A 23,219-nucleotide genomic window follows, 5' to 3' on the forward strand; every position below is an offset into this window, starting at 1 on the left:
GGTCGATGAACGTTCAGTATAGCGCCAGAGGCGGCTATTCCGCAGCCGTTGGCAACTGCGCCTCGGCAAGGTCGGCGATGTCCTTCATGATGCGCGTCAGCTCAAAGTCTTTCGGTGTATAGACCGCCGCGACGCCGGCCGCCTTCAACGCCGCCTCGTCTTCGGCGGGGATGATGCCGCCGGCGATGATGGGAATGTCGCCACAGCCCATCTCTTCCATCAGCTTGCGAACATCGGCGACCAAGCGAATGTGCGCGCCCGACAGGATCGACAGGCCGACGACGTGCACGCTTTCTTCCTGGGCCGCGGCGGCGATCTGGCGCGGCGACAGGCGGATGCCCTGATAGACGACCTCCATGCCGCAATCCCGGGCGCGCAGCGCGATCTGCTCGGCGCCGTTGGAATGACCGTCCAGGCCGGGCTTGCCAACCAGCAGCTTAAGGCGGCGGCCAAGCCGGCCGGACACCGCCTCGACATGGGCGCGTGCCTCTTCCAGTCCGCCTTCCGGCGCGGCGCCGGCGGCACTCAAGCCGGTCGGCGCGCGGTACTCGCCGAAAACCTCGCGCAGCGCCCGGCCCCACTCGCCCGTCGTAACGCCGGCCTTCGCGCAGGCGATCGACGGCTCCATGATGTTCTGGCCCTCGGCCGCCGCCGCCTTGAGCGCGGCGATTGCCGTCTCCGCCGCGGCGCCGTCGCGGGCCTCACGCCATGCCTTGATCGCCGCCATCTGCTCGTCTTCGGCCGATGTCGCGACGGTCATGAAGCCGCCGTCATCACCTGCCGTCAGCGGCGAGGGCGCGCTTTCGGTGAAGACGTTGACGCCGATAACCGGCTTGTCGCCGGACTCGATGTCGGCGACACGCTTGCTGTTCGATTCGACCAGCGCCTGTTTCATGAAGCCTGATTCAACGGCGACCGCCGCGCCGCCCAGCGACGCGATATCCGCCATGACGCCGCGCGCCTCGTCTTTCAGCGCGGCGACCTTGGCGGCGATCTCCGTGCTGCCGTCGAAGATGTCGGCGAACTCCAGAAGGTCCGTCTCCATGGCGACGATCTGCTGCAGGCGCAGGCTCCATTGCTGGTCCCAGGGACGCGGCAGACCGAGCGCCTCGTTCCACGCCGGCAGTTGAACGGCGCGGGCGCGCGCGTTCTTCGACAGCACGACCGCCAGCATCTCAAGCAGGATGCGATAGACGTTGTTTTCCGGCTGCTGCTCGGTCAGCCCCAGAGAGTTCACCTGAACGCCGTAACGGAAGCGCCTGAGCTTCGGATCGGTGACGCCGTAACGTTCGGCGGTGATCTCGTCCCACAACTCGGTGAACGCGCGCATCTTGCACATCTCGGTGACGAACCGGATGCCCGCGTTGACGAAGAAGCTGATGCGGCCCGCGACCTGATCGAACGCCTCCGGCTTGATCGCGCCCGATACCTTGACGTCGTCGAGGATCTGGATCGCCGTCGCCAGCGAGAATGCAATCTCCTGCACCGGCGTCGCGCCGGCTTCCTGCAGGTGATAGGGGCAGACGTTCACCGGATTCCACTTCGGCGTCTCGGCGACCGAGAACGTGATGGTGTCGGTAATCAGCTTCAGCGACGGCTTGGGCGGGAAGATATAGGTCCCGCGCGACAGGTACTCCTTGACGATGTCGTTCTGGATCGTGCCCGAAAGCGCCGTCCGGTCGACGCCGCGCTTGTCGGCCAGCGCGATATAGAGGGAGAACAGCCAGGCCGCCGTCGCGTTGATGGTCATGGACGTGTTCATCTGGTCGAGCGGGATGCCGTCGAACAGGGTCTCCATGTCACCCAGATGGCTCACCGGCACGCCGACACGCCCGACCTCGCCGCGCGCGATATCGTCATCGGAATCGTAGCCGGTCTGGGTCGGCAGATCGAAGGCGATGGAGAGCCCGGTCTGACCGCGCGCCAGATTGGTGCGGTACAGCTCGTTCGACGCCTTGGCCGTGCTGTGGCCCGAATACGTGCGCATCAGCCAGGGCCGGTCGCGCTTGACCTCGGTCATGGTGCCGTCCTTGTGGTCCTCGCCACCTTTGGTCTAATCCTGATGCCTATCATGCTGCAGTGCAAAAAATCTTGCAAATGCTGCGCTGCCGAAAAAGAATTGCGGCCCCCACGGTGGCGTGGGGCGGTCGTGTGCTGCGATGCAGCACGGGGCAGACCTGACAAAAAGACGGAGTGAAGACCATGGCTGAGGCTGCTGAAGTCCTGCCTTTTGACTACGAAGCGCCGGAAAAAGACCTCTACGAGGTCGGCGAAATCCCGCCGCTGGGCCATGTGCCGTCAAAAATGTACGGTTGGGCGATTCGCCGGGAGCGCCATGGCGAGCCCGATTCCGCCATGCAGGTCGAAGTCCTGCCGATTCCCGAGATCGACAGCAACGAGGTCCTGGTCCTCGTGATGGCCGCCGGCGTCAACTATAACGGCGTTTGGGCCTCGCTCGGCATTCCGATCAGCCCGTTCGACGTCCACAAGGCCGATTTCCACATCGCCGGCTCCGACGCCTCGGGCATCATCTGGGCCGTCGGCTCCAAGGTGAAGCGCTGGAAAGTCGGCGACGAGGTCGTCGTCCACTGCAACCAGGATGACGGTGACGACGAGGAGTGCAACGGCGGCGATCCCATGTATTCGCCGACCCAGCGCATCTGGGGCTACGAGACGCCGGACGGCAGCTTCGCCCAGTTCTGCCGCGTCCAGGCCCAGCAGCTGATGCCCCGGCCCAAGCACCTGACCTGGGAAGAGGCCGCCTGCTACACCCTGACCCTGGCGACCGCCTACCGCATGCTGTTCGGCCATCGCCCACATATCCTGCGGCCCGGCCACAACGTCCTGGTCTGGGGCGCCTCCGGCGGCCTCGGCTCGTTCGCGGTGCAGCTTGCCGCGACCGCCGGCGCCAACGCCATCGGCGTCATCAGCGACGACGACAAGGCGGATTTCGTCATGTCGCTCGGCGCCAAGGGCGTCATCAACCGCAACGATTTCGACTGCTGGGGCCGCCTGCCGGAAGTCGGCGACGCCAAGGCCTACGGCGAATACATGAAGAAGTGCCGGGCGTTCGGCAAGGCCATCTGGTCCTTCACCGGCAAGGGCAACGACGTCGACGTGGTGTTCGAGCACCCCGGCGAAGCGACCTTCCCGGTCTCCTGCTTCGTCGTGAAGCGCGGCGGCATGGTGGTCTTCTGCGCCGGCACCACCGGCTACAACATCACCTTCGACGCCCGCTTCGTGTGGATGCGCCAGAAGCGCATCCAGGGCAGCCACTTCGCCAATCTCGCCCAGGCGAGCCAGGCCAACAAGCTGGTCATCGAGCGGCGCATCGACCCCTGCATGTCGGAAGTGTTCAGCTGGGACGACATTCCGCGCGCCCACATGAAGATGCGCGCCAACGAGCACAAGCCCGGCAACATGGCCGTGCTCGTCCAGTCGCCCCGTCCGGGCCTGCGCACGCTTGAAGACGTGCTGGAAGGGTGATCGCCTGAGGCGGGCGGTGCGTAACCGTTCGTCTGACGCGATGGTCTGAAAGCATGGCGACACTCGACAACCTGCTGCCGCTCGCCCGCGGCGCGCTTGGCGCGGCCGAGGGGCTCTATGGCGCCGCGCGCGCTGCCGTCCGCAGTCTCGCGACGACAGATGACGGCAAGATCGACGCCAAGGCACTGGATCGTCAGCAGACGGCGGCCCACGGGCTGGCGTGGCTGGCGACCTATGTGGAGGCCTTGCGCCAGATGCTCGGTTGGGCGGAGCGGCTCGATGAGGCCGGCCGGCTGGGCGAGCTGGAAGCGTTGATCCTGCAGGCGGCTTACGGCGAATACCTGGCGCAAATCGCCGGCGGCATCCCGATGAGCCAGGGCGAGATCGTGCGCCCCTACGACATGGGCGTCGACGACACCAGCCTGCACGCCTTCTATACGCCGGAGGTGAGCGCGCTCTTGAAAGACGGGCACAGCGCCGAGGTGCGCGACGCCATCGCACGGCTGGTCGCCGAGGCCGCCGATGCCGGCAGTTTCGGCGATGCGGGCCTCGCCGACGACGACGTCATGATCCGCGACCAGTTCCGCCGCTTCGCCGAGGACAAGGTCACGCCCTATGCCCACGACTGGCATCTGAAGGACGAACTGATTCCGCTCTCGGTCATCGAGGAACTGGCGGAGATGGGCGTTTTTGGGCTGACGGTGCCGGAGGCTGTCGGCGGGCTTGGCATGAACAAGACCGCCATGTGCCTGGTGACCGAGGAACTGTCACGCGCCTATATCGGCGTCGGCTCGCTCGGCACCCGGACCGAGATCGCCGCCGAACTGGTGCTGCACGGCGGCACGCCGTCGCAGAAGGAAGCGTGGCTGCCGCGAATCGTCTCCGGCGACATCATCCCGACCGCCGTCTTCACCGAGCCCGGCACCGGGTCCGACCTCGGCTCGCTCAGAACGCGCGCGCAGCGCGACGGCGACACCTATCGCGTCACCGGCAACAAGACCTGGATCACCCACGCAGCGCGCGCCAACCTGATGACGCTTCTGGCGCGCACCAACCCGGACGAGAAGGGCTATCGCGGCCTTTCCATGTTCCTGGCCGAAAAGCCCGCCGGCACCGATGCCGACCCCTTCCCGGCCGACGGCATGAAGGGCGGCGAGATCCCCGTACTCGGCTATCGCGGCATGAAGGAATACGAGATCGGTTTCGACGGTTTCGAGGTGCCCGCCGCCAACCTTCTCGGCGAGGAGGAAGGCCAGGGCTTCAAGCAGCTGATGGCGACCTTCGAATCCGCGCGCATCCAGACGGCGGCGCGGGCCACCGGCGTCGCCCAGAATGCCATGGAGCTGGGCCTGACTTATGCCCGCGAACGCCAGCAGTTCGGCCGCGCGATTTACGACTTCCCTCGGGTCGGCCACAAGCTCGCCTGGATGGCGGTCGAGATCATGATCGCGCGCCAGCTCACCTGGTTCTCCGCACGCGAGAAGGACCAGGGCCGGCGGTGCGACCTGGAGGCCGGCATGGCGAAGCTGCTCGCTGCCCGCGTCGCCTGGGCCAGTGCCGACAATGCGGTCCAGATCCACGGCGGCAACGGCTACGCCATGGAGTATCCGATCAGCCGCGTCCTGTGCGACGCGCGCATCCTGAACGTCTTCGAGGGTGCCGCCGAAATTCAGGCCCACGTTATTGCACGGCGGTTGTTGTCAGACGCGAACTAACGGCGATCATCGCTTCGCTCTCGCCTGGCATCCGCTAGGATGGCCGTGTCATTTCTTTCAGGGGCGCGTCGATGACCGATCTCACCACACCGACCTGCGAACGGCTCGGCATAAAACGGCCGATCGTTCAGGCGCCGGTTTCCACCACGCCCGATGTCATCGCCGGCGTGTCGAACGCCGGTGGGCTCGGCGTGCTGCAGGCAACGTGGCTAAACAACGATTCGACGAGTGACATTGTCGCGGCCATCCAGCGGCGCACCAACCGCCCCTTCGCCGCCAACTACGTCATCTCGCTTATGGATGACGACGTGAACGACAACTTTGACTACGTCCTGGAAGTGGGCGTGCCCGTGATCTCGACGTTCTGGGGCGATCCCGCGCCCTTGGTGCCGCGCATCCACGATGCCGGCGCGCTGGCGATGCACACGGTCGGCTCAGCGGAAGAGGCCCGACGCGTCGTCGATGCCGGTGTCGATATCGTGGTGGCCCAGGGGGTCGAGGCGGGAGGCCATGTCTGGGGCGAGGTCTCCACCCTGGTCCTGGTGCCAGCCGTGGTCGACGCAGTGCCTGACGCCCATGTCATCGCGGCCGGTGGCATCGCCGATGGCCGGGGCCTGGCCGCCGTCCTGTCGCTTGGCGCCGGCGCCGCTTGGATCGGCACGCGCTTTGTCATGTCGAAGGAAAACAAGCTCCCCGCCGATTACAGCGAGCGGATGCTCGCCGCCAAGGAGACGGACACGCTCTATTCGTCGCTGTTCGATATCGGCTGGCCCGACGCGCCACACCGCGTGCTCGTCAATGAAACGGTCCAAGCGTGGATCGACGCCGGCCGGCCGCCGCCTGGCGAACGGCCCAATGAGGGCGACGTCCTCGCCCATCACCCGACCGGTGAGCCGATCCTGCGCTACAGCACCGATGATCCCTATGACGGCATGACCGGCGACTTGGCCGCGATGTGCCTGTATGCCGGCCAGAGCATCGGTCTGATCAACGACGAGAAACCGGTCGCCGACATCGTGGACGAGATAGTGTCCGATGCCGCCAACATCATCTCGCGCATCGGCAACAGCTAGAGACTAGGACACTCAGCTTCTGGCGTCGCAGGCCTCGATGTAACGGCGCAGGATGGCCGGCGTGTCGTCCTTGCCGGCCAGTTCCTGGTTGGCGAAATCAATGGCGACATGCTCGTGCTCGGTGAGGATCTTGAGCGCCGGCAGGTCCTCCTCCGGCGCCATCGCTTCCAGCCCTTCGAAGTCGTCGATGTAGCCCGGATAACGGGTCGCCATATAGGTCACCATCTCGTGCCAGCTTAGATCCTGGTGGCGGGCGACGTGGCTCTTGCCCTCGGCGATCAGCACCGCATCGTCGCGCTGCTCAAGTCCGTGCTTGGCGAGCAGTGGCCGAACGCTGTTGGCCGCACAGCGTTCCACCTCGCCCAGAAGATGCAGCTTGTCACTGGCGCCGGGCTCGTCGAAGTGTTCGGCAAGGCCATGGAAGTACGCTTCGCCGGCGACCTCTTCCTCGAAGTACTGCAGCAGCGTCTTCAAATACATGTCACTCAATGTCCGTCGTCTCCCGTTCGTCGACATCGCCGATGCTGAGACCCCTCAGCGAATCGCCGCCCCGGTAATAGGCCACCGATGCATCGCGCATCGGCTGATGGTCCCAGCTCAACGTCCTACCCTCGGCCATGGCGGCGCCGACCGCAAGCCGGCGTTGCTGGCTTGCCATGATGGCGGCGGTCAAGTGTTCGAAATCCCAGCGCTTCGCGACCTCGTCGGCGAACGCCTGTTCGACCGCGGCCAGCGCTGATTCGCCGGCGCGGTTTGTCAGTTCGTCGGGATCGGTCTTCAGGTCGAACAGCATGGTCGGATAGGCGCTCGACGCGATGTACTTCCAGCGGCCCCAGCGCAGCATGACGATCGGCCCGGCGGTGCCCTCCGACAGCAACTCGCCGATCACCGAATCCGGCCAGTCCTCCGACGTGTCGTCGATCAGCGGCAACAGGCTGGAACCGTCGAGCACATCCGGCAGAGTGGAAAGCTCGGTCTCCGCGATCGCCGCGAAGGTCGGCATAAGGTCTACCAGGGAGACGTTGGCGCCGACCCTTGATGCTTTCTGGCCGGGCAAGCGGATGATCAGCGGCACGCGCGCGGCCGGCTCATAGAAGTTCTTTTTGTACCAAAGGCCGCGTTCGCCCAGCATCTCGCCATGATCCGCCGTCACCACGACGACGGTGTCGTCGGCCATGCCCGCCTGCTCCAGCGTGTAGAGCATGAGACCAACGTAATCGTCGATCATGGTGATGTTGGCGTAGTAGGCACGGCGCGTTCGGATGATATCGGCCTCGGTCGGCGTATAGAGGTCCATGCCGTGGTGATGGGAGAGATCGCGGGCATGGGGGTCGCGATCCTCGATCGGAACAAACGGCACGTCGGGCATATCGATTGCCGCGTTTTCGTATTGGTTCCAGTAGTAGGGCAGTGCGACATAGGGATCGTGCGGGTGAGTGAACGACACGACCAGCGCCATCGGCCGCTCGTCCGCCGAGCGCGCGTGATCGAAGATAAACCGCTTGGCCTCGTGGGCGACCTCTTCGTCATAATCAAGCTGGACCGAACGGCGGCAAACACCGGATTGGCGCACCGGCGTCAGATCCATGAAGCGTTCGCCGACTCCCTTGCGCCAATCGGGTGTCCATAGGAAATCGGCGGGATAGATATCGGTTGTCAGCCGTTCCTCGAACCCGTGCAGTTGATCGGGGCCGACGAAATGCATCTTGCCGGCCAGGCACGTGCGGTAGCCGGCGCGCCTGAGGACGTGGGCAAAGGTCGGGATGTCGGCGGCGAACTCCGAGGCATTGTCGAAGGCGCCGATGCGCGAGGCCAACTGGCCGGCCATCATCGAAAACCGGGACGGCGCACATAGTGGCGAGTTGCAGTAGGCGCTGTCGAAGACCGTGCCGGATTCCGCGAGCGCCTGCATGTGCGGCGCGCGAACCACCTGATGGCCATAGAAGGGCAGACAACGGGCCGCCATCTGGTCGGCCTGGATCATCAGAATGTGGGGTGTTTTTGCCAAACCGTCGCTCCCAGGACCCGGATCCGCCGGCGCCCGCAGTTGTGCGTCACGACCATAGCCCATCTGCGCCACTCATGGTTAGAGTGCGGGCATCTTCCGATTGCTCCGCCATCACGACAGCGCGATGATGCGGCGCGCCAACAACGGAGGTCCGCCATGGCCGACCTGACCGGTTTCACCAATACCGGCGACCGCCTCGAGCTCGCCTGGAGCGACGGCCGCCGCGACACGGTCTATGCGATTTGGCTGCGCGACAATTCACCCAATCCGGATGCGCGCCACGCCAACGGCCAAAAGCTCTTCGACATCACCGACATCGACGACACCATAACGATCGACCACGTGACCAATGGCGGCGGCATCGTGGAGATCCGCTTTTCACCGGATGGCCACGAGGCGCGATACGACATCGACTGGCTGCGTCGGAATGCCGCACCCCGTGGCGCGGCCCACCTGCGCCGCCTGTGGGGGGCTAAACTACGTGACGCCATGCCCGCGTTTCGTTTTGGCGATGTCACCGGCGACGCTGATACCAAACGCGCTTGGCTTGCGGCCATCAGCGAACTGGGTTTCGCGCTTCTGAAGGAGACCCCGTGTGAGCCCGAAACGGTGTGCGGGGTCGCCGAACTGTTCGGTTACGTGCGCGAAACGAACTACGGGCGATTTTTCGAGGTGCGGACCGAACCGGATCCTATCAACCTTGCTTACACGCCCATGGGGCTCTCCTGCCATACGGACAACCCCTATCGCGATCCGGTGCCCGGCCTGCAGCTGCTGCATTGCCTGGTCGCCGACAACGACGGCGGCGAGTCCGTCGTCGTCGACGGCTTCAAGGCGGCGGCCATTCTGCGCGACGAGGCGCCCGACGACTTCGGTCTTCTGACCCGTCATGCCGTGCCCTTCCGGTTTTCAAGCGACGATGCCGATCTCGTCACCCGCGCGCGCCTCATCAGCCTGGACGATAGAGGCGATGTCGCGGAGGTGCGTTTCAACAACCGGTCGATCGGTACCTTCGATCTGCCGGCCGATCTGATGCCTACCTTCTACCGCGCCTATCGCCGCTTCGCCGAAGTGCTGCAGCGGCCCGCGCTGGAAGTCGGCTTCAAGGCGGGCCCCGGCGATCTCTTCATCGTCGACAATCAGCGCGTCCTACACGGTCGCAGGACCGTCAGCGGCTCCGGCCGGCGGCACCTGCAAGGCTGCTATGCCGACAAGGACTCGCTGGAGAGCACACTGCGGGTCTTGGAGCGGGCGGACGCATGATCCGTGGCATCAACCACATCACGCTCTCTATCTCCGACCTCGACCGTTCGATCACGTTCTACACGGATGTGCTGGGATGTGGCCTGGTCGCGCGGTGGGACGACGGCTGTTATCTTGAGGCGGGCGCCCTGTGGCTGGCGCTCGTGGTCGAAGACAGCGTGCGGTCGACGCCCTTGCCGGAGTACACCCACATGGCCTTCGACGTCGCCGCCGCCGACTTTAGCGCGACGGCCGATCGGGTCAGGCAGTCCGGCGCCACCGTCTTCCAGGACAACAGCACGGAGGGCGCGTCGCTCTACTTCCTCGATCCCGACGGCCACAAGCTGGAACTTCATGTCGGCAGTCTGACGACGCGCCTTGACGCGATGCGGCGCGAACCGTGGGACGGTCTTGAGATCCTTGTTTAGGAAGACACCGCCATGATCGCAAAACCCCTTCTATCCGATCTGACACCCGACAATGTCGTCGACAAGCTGGAAGCCTTATTCACCGCAATAGCCGGAACGAGCTATCTGGGCGAGCCAGTCACCATCGCCGAGCACATGTTGCAGTCGGCCGCCTGCGCCCAACGCGACGGCGCCGATGACGCGCTGATCGCCGCCGCGCTGCTGCACGATGTCGGCTATTACGTCGATCCCGCGCCCGACAACGACAACGAGATGGACCTCAGAAAACGCCATGATCTGGCTGCCGCGCGCATCCTGGCGCCCGTGCTGCCGGCGGGCGTGACCGAACCGATCCGGCTCCATGCAGACGCCAAGCGTTATCTGTGCGCGATCGAACCCGACTACTATGACAAGCTTTCCGACGCCTCCAAGCACACCATGCGCATGCAGGGCGGCATCATGAGCGCTGACGAGGCCAAGGCGTTCGCCAACCTACCCTTTTGCGACGATGCGGTCCGCCTGCGCCGGTGGGACGATGAAGGCAAGGCGCCGGAGACAGCCGTGCCTGGCTTTGAGGCCTATCGCGTCATGCTGGAAACCCTCGCCCGCGACCACACCGCGCCCGCCTAGCCATCCCCGGACATTTGGAGTAAGAGCGGTCGGTATCGACCAAGCGCGGCGATCCATGTAACCGTGACGCGCGTAAGGATATTGTTATGGCTGTTATCATTATTCTTCTCGCCATCTCGACCCTGGCTGTCCTGTTCCTGGGCCTGGGCGGTTTTATTGCCGGCGGTCAGTTCAACGAAAAGTACGGCAACCGCATCATGCAGGCCCGTGTTGCCTTGCAGGCGATCACCGTGGTGTTGATCATGATTGCCCTGCTCGCCAGCGGCTCGAGCTGAGTGGTCAAACTCGACAAGATCTATACCCGCGGCGGCGACAAGGGCGAGACCTCCCTGGGCGACGGCCGGCGGGTCGCCAAGCACGATCTGAGGGTCGCGGCGTATGGCACCGCCGACGAGGCCAACAGCGTCCTAGGTCTGGCGCGCCTGCATACCGAGGGCGAGGACGACGCCATGCTGGCGCGCATCCAGAACGACTTGTTCGATCTGGGCGCCGATCTCTGCACGCCCCATGACGCCAAGCGGGCGGCCGGCGCGCTGCGCGTCACAGCCGATCAGGTGGCGCGTCTGGAGGCCGAAATCGACGCCATGAACGAGGATCTCAATCCACTGACCTCGTTCATCCTGCCCGGCGGCAAGCCGGCGGCGGCGTGGCTGCATCTGGCGCGGACCATTGTGCGGCGCAGCGAACGCCTGATGACCGAGCTTGCGGGCAGTGAGGAGGTCAACCCGGAGGCCGTCAAATACATGAACCGGCTCTCCGACCATCTGTTCGTCCTGGCGCGACGCCTTAATGACAACGGCACAGCCGACGTTTTGTGGCAACCGGGCAGCACCCAGTAGAAATTGTCCCAATTTTGAACGCCAACGATTCTGCGCGTTGACATCCGGTCCCGCGCGGTCCTAGTTTTCGCACCTGCGAAATGAGCGGGAATGCGCGGCCTGACCCGCCCCTCTTGTTTTCCCCTGATGTCCTGGAGACGGAAGCGATGAAGGTCTTGGTCCCTGTGAAAAGGGTCATCGACTACAACGTGAAGGTCCGCGTTAAGGCGGACCAAACGGGTGTCGATCTGGCCAACGTAAAAATGTCGATGAACCCGTTCGACGAAATTGCCGTTGAAGAAGCGGTGCGCATGAAGGAAGCCGGCACGGCGACCGAGGTTGTCGCGGTGTCCATGGGCCCCGAGCAGAGCCAGGAGACCCTGCGCACGGCGCTGGCCATGGGCGCCGACCGCGCCGTCCATGTCGTCCATGACGGCGAGTTGGAGCCCCTGGCCGTTGCCAAGATGCTGAAGGCGCTGGTAGGCGAGGAAAGCCCCGACATCGTCATCCTGGGCAAACAGGCGATCGACGACGACGCCAACCAGACCGGCCAGATGTTGGCGGGCCTTCTGGGCTGGGCCCAGGGCACGTTCGTTTCCAAGGTCGAACTGGCCGACGGCGGCATCAAGGCGACTCGCGAGGTCGATGGCGGCCTGGAGACGGTGGCGTTGAAGACGCCGACGATCCTGACCGTCGATCTGCGCTTGAACGAGCCGCGCTATGCCTCGCTGCCGAACATCATGAAGGCGCGCAAGAAAGAGATCGCCAAGAAGACGCCCGACGAGTTGGGTGTCGACACGGCGCCGCGCCTGTCAACGCTCAAGGTGACGGAACCGCCGAAGCGCCAAGGTGGCATCAAGGTGGGTTCCATCGAGGAACTGGTCGATAAACTTCATGACGATGCGGGGGTGATCTGATGACGATCCTCGTCTATGCCGAACACGACAACGCGGAGCTGAAGCCCGCGACGTTGAATGCCGTGAGCGCCGCCCAGGCCATGGGCGGTGACATCGAACTGCTGGTCGCCGGCGACGGCTGTGACGCCGTTGCCGAGGCGGGCTCCAAGGTCGCCGGCGTCTCCAAGGTGCTGGTCGCCCAGGATGCCGCCTACAAGGATCAGCTTGCCGAAAACGTCGCGCCGCTGATCGCCAAGCTCGCGCCCAACTATAGCCACGTGGTGGCGGGTGCGACGACGACCGGCAAGAACGTCATGCCCCGCGCCGCGGCCCTGCTGGATGCTCAGCAGATCTCCGACATCATCGAGGTCGAGAGCGCCGATACCTTCGTGCGTCCGATCTATGCCGGCAACGCCATGGCGACCGTGCAGTCGGCGGACCCGGTCAAGCTGGTCACCGTGCGCACGACGGCCTTCGCGCCGGCCGAGGAAACCGGCGGTTCCGCCGGTGTCGAGGCGGTTGACGGCACCGGCGATGCCGGCCTGTCGAGCTTCGAAGGCGCCGCGCTATCGTCCAGCGAACGTCCGGAGCTGACCACCGCGCGCGTTGTCATTTCGGGCGGCCGCGGCATGCAGTCGGGCGATAACTTCCACATGCTGGAAGAGGTCGCCGATATTCTGGGTGCTGCCGTTGGCGCCAGCCGCGCCGCGGTCGACGCCGGTTACGTGCCCAACGACTATCAGGTTGGCCAGACCGGCAAGGTGGTCGCACCAGAGCTTTACCTGGCGGTCGGCATCTCCGGCGCCATCCAGCATCTGGCGGGCATGAAGGACAGCAAGGTCATCGCCTGCATCAACAAAGACGAGGAAGCGCCGATCTTCCAGGTCGCCGACTTCGGCCTGGTCGCAGACCTCTTCGAGGCGCTGCCGGCGCTGCGTGACAAGTTGAACGAAAAGGGTATTCAGGCCCGCTAGAGCAGATCTTGCCCTGACGGTACGCATCGCGCTTCCGTCGGGGCAGGTGAATCTGCTCTACTTTTCGAGATAGAGCGGATTCACCTTGTTAGGAGGAACCGTCAACCGGTTCCTCCCAACAACGATCCGCTCTGGAAGGTGGGCACCGAAAAGGAAGGTTAGTCAGTACCATGGACATCCAATCCATTGGGGTTATCGGCGCCGGAGCCATGGGCTCAGGCATCGCCCACGTCTGTGCCCTGTCGGGTCTCGACGTCAAGCTGCTCGACGCCGAGCGCGATCGGGCGGAAAAGGGATTGGAAACGATCACCAAGAACATGGAGCGTCAGGTTCGTCGTGGCCTGATCAACCAGGACGACATGGATGCCGGCCTGAAGCGTATCGAGATCATCGACGACTTCTCGGGCTTCAGCGATTCCGACTGTGTCATCGAGGCGGCGGTCGAAAACGAGGCGGTGAAGAAGGCGATCTTCACCGAGCTGGTCCCTCACCTGAAGCCCGAGGCGATCCTTTGTTCCAACACCTCGTCGATCCCGATCACCCGGCTGGGTGCCGCGACCGATCGGCCCGAGAAGTTCATGGGCATGCACTTCATGAACCCCGTGCCGGTCATGAAGCTGGTCGAACTGATTCGGGGCCTGGCGACCGACCAGGAAACCTTCGACACGATCCGCGAGCTGACCATTCGCCTGCAGAAAGAACCGGCGAACGCCGAGGACTTCCCGGCCTTCATCGTCAACCGCATCCTGCTGCCGATGATCAACGAGGCGGTCTACGCGCTCTATGAGGGCGTGGGCAATGTGGAGTCGATCGATACCGCCATGAAGCTCGGCGCCAATCATCCGATGGGGCCATTGGAACTCGCAGACTTCATCGGCCTCGACGTCTGTCTTTCGGTCATGCAGGTGCTCTATGAAGGCCTCGCCGACAGCAAATACCGGCCGTGCCCGCTGCTCGCTAAGTATGTCGAGGCGGGCTGGCTGGGACGCAAGTCAGGCAAGGGTTTCTACGATTACACCGGCGACGAACCGGTCCCGACCCGCTGACATCTGCTTCGGCAGTCTTTTCGCTTCACCCCCTCCGCATCCCGGACCACCTACGGGAGGGCCGGGCTGCTTGCACTTGGTCGGTGCCGTGTCCGGCCCAGCGCGTGGTCGTGGGTAACGGATCGCACTTCGCTCCTCCGCCGCGTGAGGGCGGGTCGGATCCAACTCATCCTGCTATCGCCCGCAAACCCGCTGCTGATATGATCGGCCCATCATGACACCCGACGATCCCCTGCTTTACCTGCCCAGTGGCGTGCTCGAGAACCTGGACGTTTCAGCCCAGGACGTCATCAACGCTACCGAGAAACTTTTCTTGGGCCGAGCCCAGGGCACGGTCTGGAACGCGCCCAAAACGACCATCGAGCCCGGCGACGGGCGCTACTTCATGAACACGCTGTCGGTCGCCGACGACCCGCCCTATGCGGCGATCAAGGCCTTGGGTCTTAACCCTGAGAACCCGTCGCGCGGCCTAGAGGCCATCAGCGGACTGGTGGTGCTGCACGACAGCGTCAGCGGCTGGCCGATCGCGGTGATCGACGGCAACTGGGTGACGGCAATCCGCACGGCGGGCCTCACCGCGGTCGCGGCCAAGTACTTGGCGGACCCGGACAGCGAAGTCATCGCCTTCATCGCCTGCGGGGTGCAGGGGCGAAGCCATCTCGACGTCTTCGCGGAACTTTATCCGCTGAAGGAGATCCGCGCCTTTGGCCGCGGCAGTGCCAACCGCGACAAGCTGTGCGAGATCGCCGAGAACAAGGGTCTCAAGGCAATCAAAAGCGAGACGGCGCAGTCGGCGATCGAAGGTGCCGACATCGTCATCACCTCCGTGCCCCATGGTCTCGTCAAGGAACCCTTTCTCGACGCCCGCTGGCTCAAGCCCGGCGCCTTCGCCGGCATCGTCGACCTCGCGGGGCCCTGGATCGACGACACAATGCCGACCATCGAGCGCATCATAGTCGACGATTTGGAGCAAGAACGGACGTTGCCCGAGCCTCTAGTCGACCCTGCCCTCGTCGCCGGAGATATCACCCAGCTGTGCGCCGGCACCGTCCCCGGCCGTCAGTCGGCCGACGAGATCACGGCCTTCATCTTCCGCGGCCTCGCCATCGGCGACTTGGCGCTCGCCTGGCTCGCCTATGAGCGCGCCCGCGCAGCCGGCGTTGGCGTGGAGCTGGAACGCTAGGCCATGTGTTCAAATTGAACCCCGGCGATCTTCTTCTCTATCTCTCCCGAGCAGCACTCGAGACACTCGATATCGCCACGGCAGACGTGGTCGCCCGCATAGACAAGCTCTTCAAAGGCTGCGCCGCCGGCAGTGTTTGGAATGCCAGCAAACGCGGCATTGCGCTGGGCGATGGCCGTTACGTCATGAACACGTTATCGCTCGCCGACAACCCGCCCTATGCCGCCGTCAAGGCGCTTGGACTTAACCCTGCGAACAAGACCCGCGGCTTCGATTCGATTGGCGGGCTTGTCGTGGTCCTCGATAGCGTGTCAGGTCGGCCACTCGCGATCATGGACGGCAATTGGTTGACCGCGATCCGAACAGCCGGTCTCAGCGCCGTCGCCGCGACCTATCTGGCCAAGGACGACGCCAGCACCATGGCGTTCATCGGTTGCGGCATACAGGCAAGAAGCCACCTCGATGCCTTCGCCGACCTGTACCCGTTGCGGGAAGTTCGAGCCTTTGGGCGTGGCGCCGCCAACCGCGATCGCCTGTGCGCCCTCGCCCGCGATAAAGGGATAGAGGCGATCGCCAGCGCCAGCGCGCAGGAGGCCGTCGACGGTGCCGATATCATCGTGTCGGCGGTGTCGGCGGGTCCCAGTCTGGAACCGTTTCTCGACGCCGGCTGGCTCTCCGCCGGCGCCTTTGCCGCGATTACCGATCTGCATGGGCCATGGCGTGCCGAGACATTTCCGGCGTTCGACCGCATCATCATCGACGACCTGGAACAAGACCGCGTCGCGGCTAGGCGCCTGATCGATCCCGGCCTCGTCACCGGCGATTTCACCGGGCTCGTGTGTGGTGACGTCCCCGTGCGGCGCAATCGGAAAGAGCGGATCGCCTTTGCCTTTCGAGGCTTGGCTCTGGGTGACCTGGCGCTTGCCTCGCTGGCCTATGAGGCCGCCTTGAAGGCAGGCGTCGGGCTGGAACTGGATCGCTAGCCGCGCTGCCGTGAGGCAACAACAAGCCAGATGAATGCCACGACCTGTACGACGACCCAGGGCCCGAACGCGACCTGATAGCCGATCGGCGCGTAACGGCCGCCGTCGAGCGGAAAAAAGTCGAGTACAAAGCCGAAGCCGATCTGCAGCAGGAACGCGCCTGCGAAGGTGAAGAGCGCCATCGACGTGTTGACCCGTCCGGCGAGCGCCACCGGAAAGTCCTGGGTCAACGCCGCATAAAAGATCGTCGCCGCGCCGCCGAAGAAGCCGAACAGGAAACACAAGAGCCATGGCGGCACCGGCGCTTCCAACACGATCAGCGCCTGCACCACGATGAACGCGGCGACACCGGATCCCGCGACCGCGCGGGTCGGCACGCCGCGCCGGCCGAGCCGCTCGGTGGTGGCGCCCAAGAGCGCGTAGCCGCTCACCATGCCGAGGCCGCCGATCATCAGCGCGTTGGCGGCGGCATGGCCGCTCAGACCCGGCACATCGCGAAGCCAGGCGCCCAGCCACAGCGCCTGGATCGACATCCAGGCCGCCTGCACAGTCATCACCAGGGGCGCGGTGCCCCAGAACAAGCGCGAGCGGAAAATCTGGCCGAGGCCGCGAAACTGATCGGCCATGCTTCGCGGTTCGCCTTCCGCTTCTCGGTCGGGCACCGCGATGAAGATGATGATCGCGACAAACAGTGTCATACCGGCGACCACCTGAAACAGTTCGCGCCATGTCATGTGGTCCAGCGCAAATTGCACCGGTGCGCTGGCGGCTGCCACGCCCAGGCCGCCGAAGGCGAGCAGGTATCCGTTGACCAGCGGCAACTTTCTCTTGGGCAGCCACAGCGCAAACGCCTTGAACGAGGCAAGCAGGCAACCGGACACGCCCGCGCCGATCAGCGCGCGGGCCAGCGCCAGGCTGCCGACATCGTCGCCGAAGGAGAAAGCCAACGCACCCAAGGCCGCGACACCCAGAAGCACCGTCTGCGTGCGGCGCGGTCCGAACCGGTCGAGCGCCATGCCAAGCGGGATCTGGGCCGCGGCGAAGGCGAGAAAATAGGCTCCTGTCAAAAGGCCGATACCCGCCGCGTCAATGGCGAGGTCGTTGGCCAGCTCCGGACCCAGAACCGCGTTCACGGTGCGGAAGGAATAGGACAGGAAATAGCCCAGGGCGAACGGCGCGAAAACGCGCGTAATGATGAAAGCAAGGCTGGGCATGAAAGGCGGTCGACCGGACAAGAAGGTTTGTCCGACTGTTTCTAGGGTGAAAACCCGCCAATGTGAAATCGTCGGGGCGCGCGGGAATCCTTGCATCGGGTGCCTTTCCGGGGAGAATGCGCGCCATGTCGGACAACAAGAAACATACCGGCGCGCCCGCGGCCAATCCGCTGTGGGGCGGCCGCTTCGCCGAGGGACCGGCGGCGATCATGGAAGAGATCAACGCTTCCGTGGCCTTCGATCATCGTCTGGCGCAGCAGGACATCACCGGTTCAAAGGCACACGCCGCCATGCTGGTCGCCCAGGGCATCCTGACCGCCGAGGACGGTGACGCCATCGCCGGCGGGCTTGACCAGATAGCCGCTGAGATCACGTCGGGCGCGTTTCACTTCGACCCGGCGCTTGAAGACGTGCACATGAATATCGAGGCGCGCCTGCGCGAGCTGATCGGCGATGCAGCCGGACGCCTGCATACCGCGCGCTCGCGCAACGACCAGGTCGCGACCGACATGCGCCTATGGGTCCGCGAGACGATCGACGCGGTCGATGACGAACTGAAGGCCCTGCAGACTGCCCTGATCGATCAGGCGGAGGCCGCGGCCGCGACAATCTTGCCGGGCTTCACCCATCTGCAACCGGCCCAGCCGGTCACCTTTGGTCATCATCTGATGGCCTATGTCGAGATGCTGGGCCGCGATCGCGCGCGCTTCGCCGATACCCGCCGGCGGCTCAACGAAAGCCCGCTGGGTGCCGCCGCCCTTGCCGGCACGTCGTTTGCCGTCGACCGGCAGGCGACGGCCAAGGCGCTCGGTTTCGACCGGCCGGCGGCAAACTCCATGGACGCGGTCAGCGACCGGGATTTCTGCCTGGAGTTCCTGGCGGCGGCCTCGATCCTGGCGGTGCACCTATCGCGCCTGGCTGAAGAACTGGTGTTGTGGACCAGCCCGGCCTTCGACCTTGTCGCCCTGCCCGACAGTCTGACCACCGGCTCGTCAATCATGCCGCAGAAGCGCAATCCCGATGCCGCCGAACTGGTGCGCGGCAAGGCGGGCCGCGTCATTGGCGACCTCACCGGCATGCTGACCATGCTGAAGGGCCTGCCGATGACCTACGGCAAGGACATGCAGGAAGATAAGGAGCCGGTGTTCGACGCCGCCGATACGCTGATGTTGATCGTCCCCGCGACGACCGCGATGATCGCCGGCATGATCGTGAACACCGAAGCCATGCGCGCGCTGACCGGCCAGGGCTTCCTGACCGCGACCGACCTCGCCGATTGGCTGGTGCGCGAGCTCGACATGCCGTTTCGCGATGCCCATCACGTGACCGGTGCGGTCGTCAAACTGGCGGAAACAAAGAGCTGTGATCTCAACGATCTCAGCCTTGATGACCTGCAGCAAATCGAGCCACGCTTGACCGACAAGGTCTATGACGCGCTCGATATCGATCGCGCGGTGGCCGGCCGTACCAGCGAAGGCGGTACGGCGCCGGAGAACGTCAAGGCCGCCGTGAAGGAGGCGCGCAAGAGGTTCTTATGATGACGCGACGCGAAACACTTGAACTGATCATGGCGGCGGCGCTGACCACGCTGGTGGCGGCGTGCGGCCGCAAAGGCCCGTTGACCCCGCCGGACAAGATCGACCCCGACGATCCCGACGAGTACGAACTGGAACCGGACGAGTACGTCTTTTGAACCCGTTCACCTATCACCACGGCGCGCTGCACGCCGAGGACACTCCCCTTGCGGCGATCGCGGAAGAGGTCGGCACGCCATTCTATTGTTATGCGCAGGAAGCGCTTGAAGAGCGCTATCGCCGGCTGGCGGCAGCCTGCGCGGAATCGGGGACCAAAATCGCGTACGCGGTAAAGGCGAACGGCAACCTGGCCGTTATCGCCACCTTCGCCCGGCTTGGCGCCGGCGCCGACATCGTCTCGGGCGGCGAGTTGCAGCGCGCGCTTGCCGCCGGCGTGCCGGCGGACCGCATTGTCTTCTCCGGCGTCGGCAAGACCTGCGACGAGATCGCCATGGCGCTCGACCACGGCGTCGGGCAGCTGAACGTCGAGTCCGTGGATGAACTGGCCGATATCAGCCGCGTCGCCGCGTCGCGGGATACGAAGGCGCCGATCGCGCTGCGCGTCAATCCCGATGTCGCCGCCGGGGGCCACGACAAGATCTCGACCGGCCGCAAGACCGACAAGTTCGGTGTCGCGTTTGACGGGGCGGCCGATCTTTATGCCCGTGCCGCCGCCGATGCTCATCTGGAGCCGCGGGGTCTCGCAATCCACATCGGCTCGCAGATCCACGATCTCAGCGCCTTCGAGACCGCGATCGATCGTCTCGTCGTACTGCGCGGTCAGATCCGCGATGCCGGCCACGCGGTACCCCATCTCGACCTGGGTGGCGGGCTGGGCGTCGCGTACGACGGCGGCGAGGATATGCCGCCGGCGCCCTATGGCGGCCTTTTGGCCCGGGTCGCGGCGGAAACCGGCGCGGAACTGACCATCGAGCCGGGCCGCTGGCTGGTTGCCGGCGCCGGGTTGCTTGTCGGGCAGGTGCTGGCGACCAAAGATGCCGGTGACCGCCGGTTCGTCATCGTTGATGCCGCCATGAACGACCTGATCCGCCCGGCGCTCTATGAGGCCAGCCACCCGGTGTGGCCGGTCAAAAAACCGCCGGAAAAGGCGGCTACTGAGGTTATCACGCTGGCCGGTCCGGTCTGCGAATCAACCGACGTTCTGGCCCGCGACGTGGCGCTTTCGGGCGTCGAAACCGGCGACCTGGTCGCCATCGGCATGGCCGGTGCCTACGGGGCGGTGCTGTCTTCGGGCTATAATGGCCGACGCCTGGTGCCCGAGGTGATGGTACGAGGACGTGATTTTACCGTCGTTCGCCGACGGCCTACATATGAGGAGTCCATGGCGCTCGACAGTCTGCCCGACTGGATGGCAGGCCCGGATGGCGCCAAACGAGGCGTGGCATGAGCGAAGAGAGCCCGGCTAACCGGCCCGGAAGCCGCCCCCTAGCGGTGCAGCGGCGCATTCTGCTCGCCCAGGCCGCGCTTGCGTGGGAAGACCTGCTGCCGCGCCTGTGGCGCAGCATCGCGCTTGTTGCTGGATTCGTCGGTGTCACGCTGCTGGGTCTGTGGCTTTGGCTGCCGGGCTGGCTGCATATCGTTATTCTCGCTGCATTTGTCGTTCTACTGCCATACTTCCTGTGGCGCGACCTGCCGGGCTGGCGCATCCCGGGTGAAGCCGAAGCCCTGCGGCGCCTGGAGCTTAAAAGCGGCTTCGATCACCGCCCCCTGACGGCGCTGGAGGACAGTTTTGCCGGGGATCGCCGGGACAGCGCGAGCCACGCCCTGTGGCAGGCCCATCGGCGCCGCGTGCGCCAGGCGATAAAACGGCTGAAGGTCGGCTGGCCAGCCTCAAAGGTCGCCCATCGTGACAGCTACGCTCTGCGCGGCATCGCGGGCCTGGTGCTGGTGGCCGGACTTGTGGTCGGCTGGCAACAGGCCGGACCTAACTTCGCCGCCGCGTTTAAACCTGATTTCAGCCGCGCGCTGGCATCATCGTCAGCCGGCGAACTGACCTTGTGGATCACGCCGCCCGCCTATACCGGCGTGCCGCCGCTCTGGCTTGATCCGACGACCGCGGCCGAGACGACCGAGCCGGTCGTTATCCCGGCCGGCAGCGAACTGGTCGCCCAGGTGCGCGGCGGCAGTCAGACGCCTGAAGTCGTCATCGACGAGGCGACAACCAGCTTTGAACAGGCGGGGTCGTCGAGCTTCCAGATCACCCTGGAGCTGGAGGCCGGCAGTCGGTTGGCGTTCCAGCAGGGCGGCAGTGAGCTTGCCGCCTGGCCGATTGATGTCATCCCGGACCGGGTGCCAACCGTCGCGCTGACCGAAGAGCCCCAGGAAACGCTGCGCACGACGCTGCGCCTCGATGTCGCGGCCGAGGACGATTACGGCATCGAGAACGTCCGCGCCCGGATTTCGCGGGTTGCGGTTCCCGATGAGATCATGGAACTCTCGGTGCCGATCGCACACAGCGGCGTGCGCGAAGCCAAGGGTCCATCCTTCTATGACCTGACGCCCCATCCCTGGGCCGGCCTCGACGTCACGATGCAGCTCTTCGCCACCGACGTGACCGGCCAGACCGGCCAAAGCGAGATCTATACGTTCAAGCTGCCGCGCCGCTACTTCTACCACATGGTCGCACGTGAGATCGCCGACCTGCGCCAGGCCCTGGTGCAGGATCCGGGCCTGCGTGAGGAGACTGCCGAGGCGTTGGCGGCGCTGACCTTGGATCCGGAAGCCTATCTGAGCGACGTCACGGTTCACCTGGCGCTGATCACCAGCGCCAACCGTCTGATGCTCGACCAGAGCGATCCTGGCATGGACGCGGTCATCGCCTTGATGTGGGATACCGCGCTCGCCATTGAGGAAGGGCCGCTGGCGTTCGCCGAACGGCGCGTGCGCGACCTGCAGCAGCAGCTTCTGGAAGCGCTGTCGGAAGGCGCCACCGATGACGAGATCGTTCAGCTGATCGATGAACTGCGCCAAGCCATGGAAGATTACATGCGCGCGCTTTCCAACCGCCTGCGCACCGATCCCGGTGAACTGTTCGACCCGACGGACGCGCTGAAGGCCGTGGGCAGCCGTGAGCTCACCGATCTGGTCGATCAGTTGCGCGACCTCGTCAATTCCGGATCCCGCGATGCCGCCCAGACGCTTCTGAGCCGCATGCAGGAGATCATGGAGAACATCTCTGTCGGCAACCTCTCCGACCTGACCGGCGCGGTCAGCGCGCAAGCGGCCGAAGTGCTGCAGACCGTGCGCCAGCTCATGAGCGGCCAACAGGAACTGCTGGACGAAACCTTCCGCATGCTGCGCGAAGAAGATGCCGAAGGCGTCGACAGTTCCGGCGCCTTTGCCGGCCAGACCCAATTGCAACAATCGCTGCAAGAACTGATGGAACGTATGGAGGAGTTCGGTTTCGGCGCGCCGCGGGAGTTCGATCGCGCCGACCGCTCCATGGGCCGTTCCGCGCGCCAACTGGAAAACGACCGTCCCGGTCAAGCCGTCGACCACCAGACCGAAGCGATCGAGCAACTACGTGCCGGCGCCGACGCACTGATGGAAAGCCTGATGGAGCAGGCCGGCGAAGAGATGGCTGGCGAAGGCCAGAACTTCTTCGGCGCGCCGCGCGATCCCATGGGTCGTCATCTCGGCGGCGACGGCGGCGAGGATACCGGCGACTTCCAGCTGCCGGATCGCGGCGCCATTGTGCGCGCCCGCGAGATCCTGGACGAACTTTACAAGCGCGCCAGCGAGCAGCACCGCCCGGTCGACGAACAGCAGTACCTGGAGCGCCTGCTGCGCCGCTTCTAGTGTGCCTACATTTTGTTGTTGGCATCACCAGCCCGCTCCCCCGCCCTGCCACCCATGGCAGCATCCTCGGGGTGGCCTCGGCGAAAACGCCTCTCGGCGTTTTGCCCCGGAGGGCGGGGGAGTGGGTTGGCACCGGTTCCGCGTAAGCAAG

21 protein-coding genes are annotated in these 23,219 nt (G+C 65.0%); 17 read left to right on the forward strand and 4 right to left on the reverse strand.

From position 1 onward, the window contains the following. Positions 1-34: 34 nt before the first annotated feature. A complete protein-coding gene (locus tag AAF563_00760) occupies positions 35-2,020 on the reverse strand; it encodes a methylmalonyl-CoA mutase family protein (GenBank protein ID MEM7119770.1) in 1,986 nt (661 codons plus the stop codon). A 182-nt stretch (positions 2,021-2,202) separates the two neighbouring features. On the opposite strand from AAF563_00760, the gene ccrA reads away from it, so the two are divergent. The 3 genes from ccrA to AAF563_00775 all read left to right on the forward strand — a co-directional run bounded on the left by ccrA (position 2,203) and on the right by AAF563_00775 (position 6,274). Further along, on the forward strand, positions 2,203-3,486 hold the full coding sequence (gene ccrA / locus AAF563_00765) for a crotonyl-CoA carboxylase/reductase (GenBank protein MEM7119771.1): 1,284 nt from the start codon (positions 2,203-2,205) through the stop codon (positions 3,484-3,486). A gap of 53 nt (positions 3,487-3,539) precedes the next feature. After that, on the forward strand, positions 3,540-5,201 hold the full coding sequence (locus AAF563_00770; GenBank protein ID MEM7119772.1) for an acyl-CoA dehydrogenase family protein: 1,662 nt from the start codon (positions 3,540-3,542) through the stop codon (positions 5,199-5,201). A 71-nt stretch (positions 5,202-5,272) separates the two neighbouring features. Next, a complete protein-coding gene (locus AAF563_00775; protein ID MEM7119773.1) occupies positions 5,273-6,274 on the forward strand; it encodes a nitronate monooxygenase in 1,002 nt (333 codons plus the stop codon). 12 nt (positions 6,275-6,286) lie between these two features. Here the strand turns inward: AAF563_00775 and AAF563_00780 are convergent, their stop codons facing one another. Together AAF563_00780 and betC are read right to left on the reverse strand one after the other, a co-directional pair. Then, positions 6,287-6,763: a hypothetical protein gene (locus AAF563_00780; protein MEM7119774.1), complete on the reverse strand. Its 477-nt coding sequence runs from the start codon at positions 6,761-6,763 to the stop codon at positions 6,287-6,289. Further along, positions 6,756-8,282: a choline-sulfatase gene (betC, locus tag AAF563_00785; protein ID MEM7119775.1), complete on the reverse strand. Its 1,527-nt coding sequence runs from the start codon at positions 8,280-8,282 to the stop codon at positions 6,756-6,758. The genes AAF563_00780 and betC overlap by 8 nt, the downstream gene beginning before the upstream one ends. A 156-nt stretch (positions 8,283-8,438) precedes the next feature. Between betC and AAF563_00790 the strand changes: the two genes are divergently transcribed. From AAF563_00790 to AAF563_00835, 10 genes are all read left to right on the forward strand, one after another. Then, on the forward strand, positions 8,439-9,545 hold the full coding sequence (locus tag AAF563_00790) for a TauD/TfdA family dioxygenase (protein ID MEM7119776.1): 1,107 nt from the start codon (positions 8,439-8,441) through the stop codon (positions 9,543-9,545). Beyond that, positions 9,542-9,952, forward strand: coding sequence for a VOC family protein (locus AAF563_00795; GenBank protein MEM7119777.1), 411 nt, complete (start codon positions 9,542-9,544; stop codon positions 9,950-9,952). Before AAF563_00790 ends, AAF563_00795 begins: the two co-directional genes overlap by 4 nt. Before the next feature lie 12 nt (positions 9,953-9,964). Further along, positions 9,965-10,561, forward strand: coding sequence for a hypothetical protein (locus AAF563_00800; protein ID MEM7119778.1), 597 nt, complete (start codon positions 9,965-9,967; stop codon positions 10,559-10,561). An 86-nt stretch (positions 10,562-10,647) separates the two neighbouring features. After that, the gene (locus AAF563_00805) at positions 10,648-10,836 is read left to right on the forward strand and encodes a twin transmembrane helix small protein (GenBank protein MEM7119779.1); all 189 of its coding nucleotides are present in this window, start codon (positions 10,648-10,650) and stop codon (positions 10,834-10,836) included. Beyond that, positions 10,837-11,400, forward strand: coding sequence for a cob(I)yrinic acid a,c-diamide adenosyltransferase (locus AAF563_00810; protein MEM7119780.1), 564 nt, complete (start codon positions 10,837-10,839; stop codon positions 11,398-11,400). A 146-nt stretch (positions 11,401-11,546) separates the two neighbouring features. Then, positions 11,547-12,296 (forward strand): electron transfer flavoprotein subunit beta/FixA family protein, encoded by a 750-nt coding sequence (locus AAF563_00815; protein MEM7119781.1) that lies wholly within the window; start codon positions 11,547-11,549, stop codon positions 12,294-12,296. Then, on the forward strand, positions 12,296-13,249 hold the full coding sequence (locus AAF563_00820; protein ID MEM7119782.1) for an FAD-binding protein: 954 nt from the start codon (positions 12,296-12,298) through the stop codon (positions 13,247-13,249). The genes AAF563_00815 and AAF563_00820 overlap by 1 nt, the downstream gene beginning before the upstream one ends. A 170-nt stretch (positions 13,250-13,419) precedes the next feature. Then, positions 13,420-14,295 (forward strand): 3-hydroxybutyryl-CoA dehydrogenase, encoded by an 876-nt coding sequence (locus AAF563_00825; GenBank protein MEM7119783.1) that lies wholly within the window; start codon positions 13,420-13,422, stop codon positions 14,293-14,295. A gap of 214 nt (positions 14,296-14,509) precedes the next feature. Continuing rightward, on the forward strand, positions 14,510-15,478 hold the full coding sequence (locus AAF563_00830) for an ornithine cyclodeaminase family protein (protein MEM7119784.1): 969 nt from the start codon (positions 14,510-14,512) through the stop codon (positions 15,476-15,478). Between the two features lie 5 nt (positions 15,479-15,483). Then, complete coding sequence (locus AAF563_00835; GenBank protein MEM7119785.1) at positions 15,484-16,461, forward strand: ornithine cyclodeaminase family protein; 978 nt, start codon at positions 15,484-15,486, stop codon at positions 16,459-16,461. Here AAF563_00835 and AAF563_00840 read toward each other — a convergent pair. Continuing rightward, positions 16,458-17,675 carry an MFS transporter gene (locus AAF563_00840; protein MEM7119786.1) on the reverse strand — a complete coding sequence of 406 codons (1,218 nt, stop codon included), beginning with the start codon at positions 17,673-17,675 and terminating at the stop codon, positions 16,458-16,460. The genes AAF563_00835 and AAF563_00840 overlap by 4 nt on opposite strands. A 125-nt stretch (positions 17,676-17,800) precedes the next feature. Here AAF563_00840 and argH point away from each other — a divergent pair, with 125 nt between their 5' ends. From argH to AAF563_00860, 4 genes are read left to right on the forward strand one after another with little or no spacing between them, the layout of a single operon-like run. Further along, positions 17,801-19,213 (forward strand): argininosuccinate lyase, encoded by a 1,413-nt coding sequence (argH, locus tag AAF563_00845; protein MEM7119787.1) that lies wholly within the window; start codon positions 17,801-17,803, stop codon positions 19,211-19,213. Further along, on the forward strand, positions 19,210-19,368 hold the full coding sequence (locus AAF563_00850; protein ID MEM7119788.1) for a lipoprotein: 159 nt from the start codon (positions 19,210-19,212) through the stop codon (positions 19,366-19,368). Before argH ends, AAF563_00850 begins: the two co-directional genes overlap by 4 nt. Beyond that, positions 19,365-20,657 (forward strand): diaminopimelate decarboxylase, encoded by a 1,293-nt coding sequence (gene lysA, locus AAF563_00855; protein ID MEM7119789.1) that lies wholly within the window; start codon positions 19,365-19,367, stop codon positions 20,655-20,657. The genes AAF563_00850 and lysA overlap by 4 nt, the downstream gene beginning before the upstream one ends. Continuing rightward, complete coding sequence (locus AAF563_00860; protein MEM7119790.1) at positions 20,654-23,068, forward strand: TIGR02302 family protein; 2,415 nt, start codon at positions 20,654-20,656, stop codon at positions 23,066-23,068. The genes lysA and AAF563_00860 overlap by 4 nt, the downstream gene beginning before the upstream one ends. Positions 23,069-23,219: the final 151 nt, after the last annotated feature.

The sequence above is a fragment of the Pseudomonadota bacterium genome, from assembly GCA_039028155.1.
Lineage (GTDB): Bacteria > Pseudomonadota > Alphaproteobacteria > SP197 > SP197 > JANQGO01.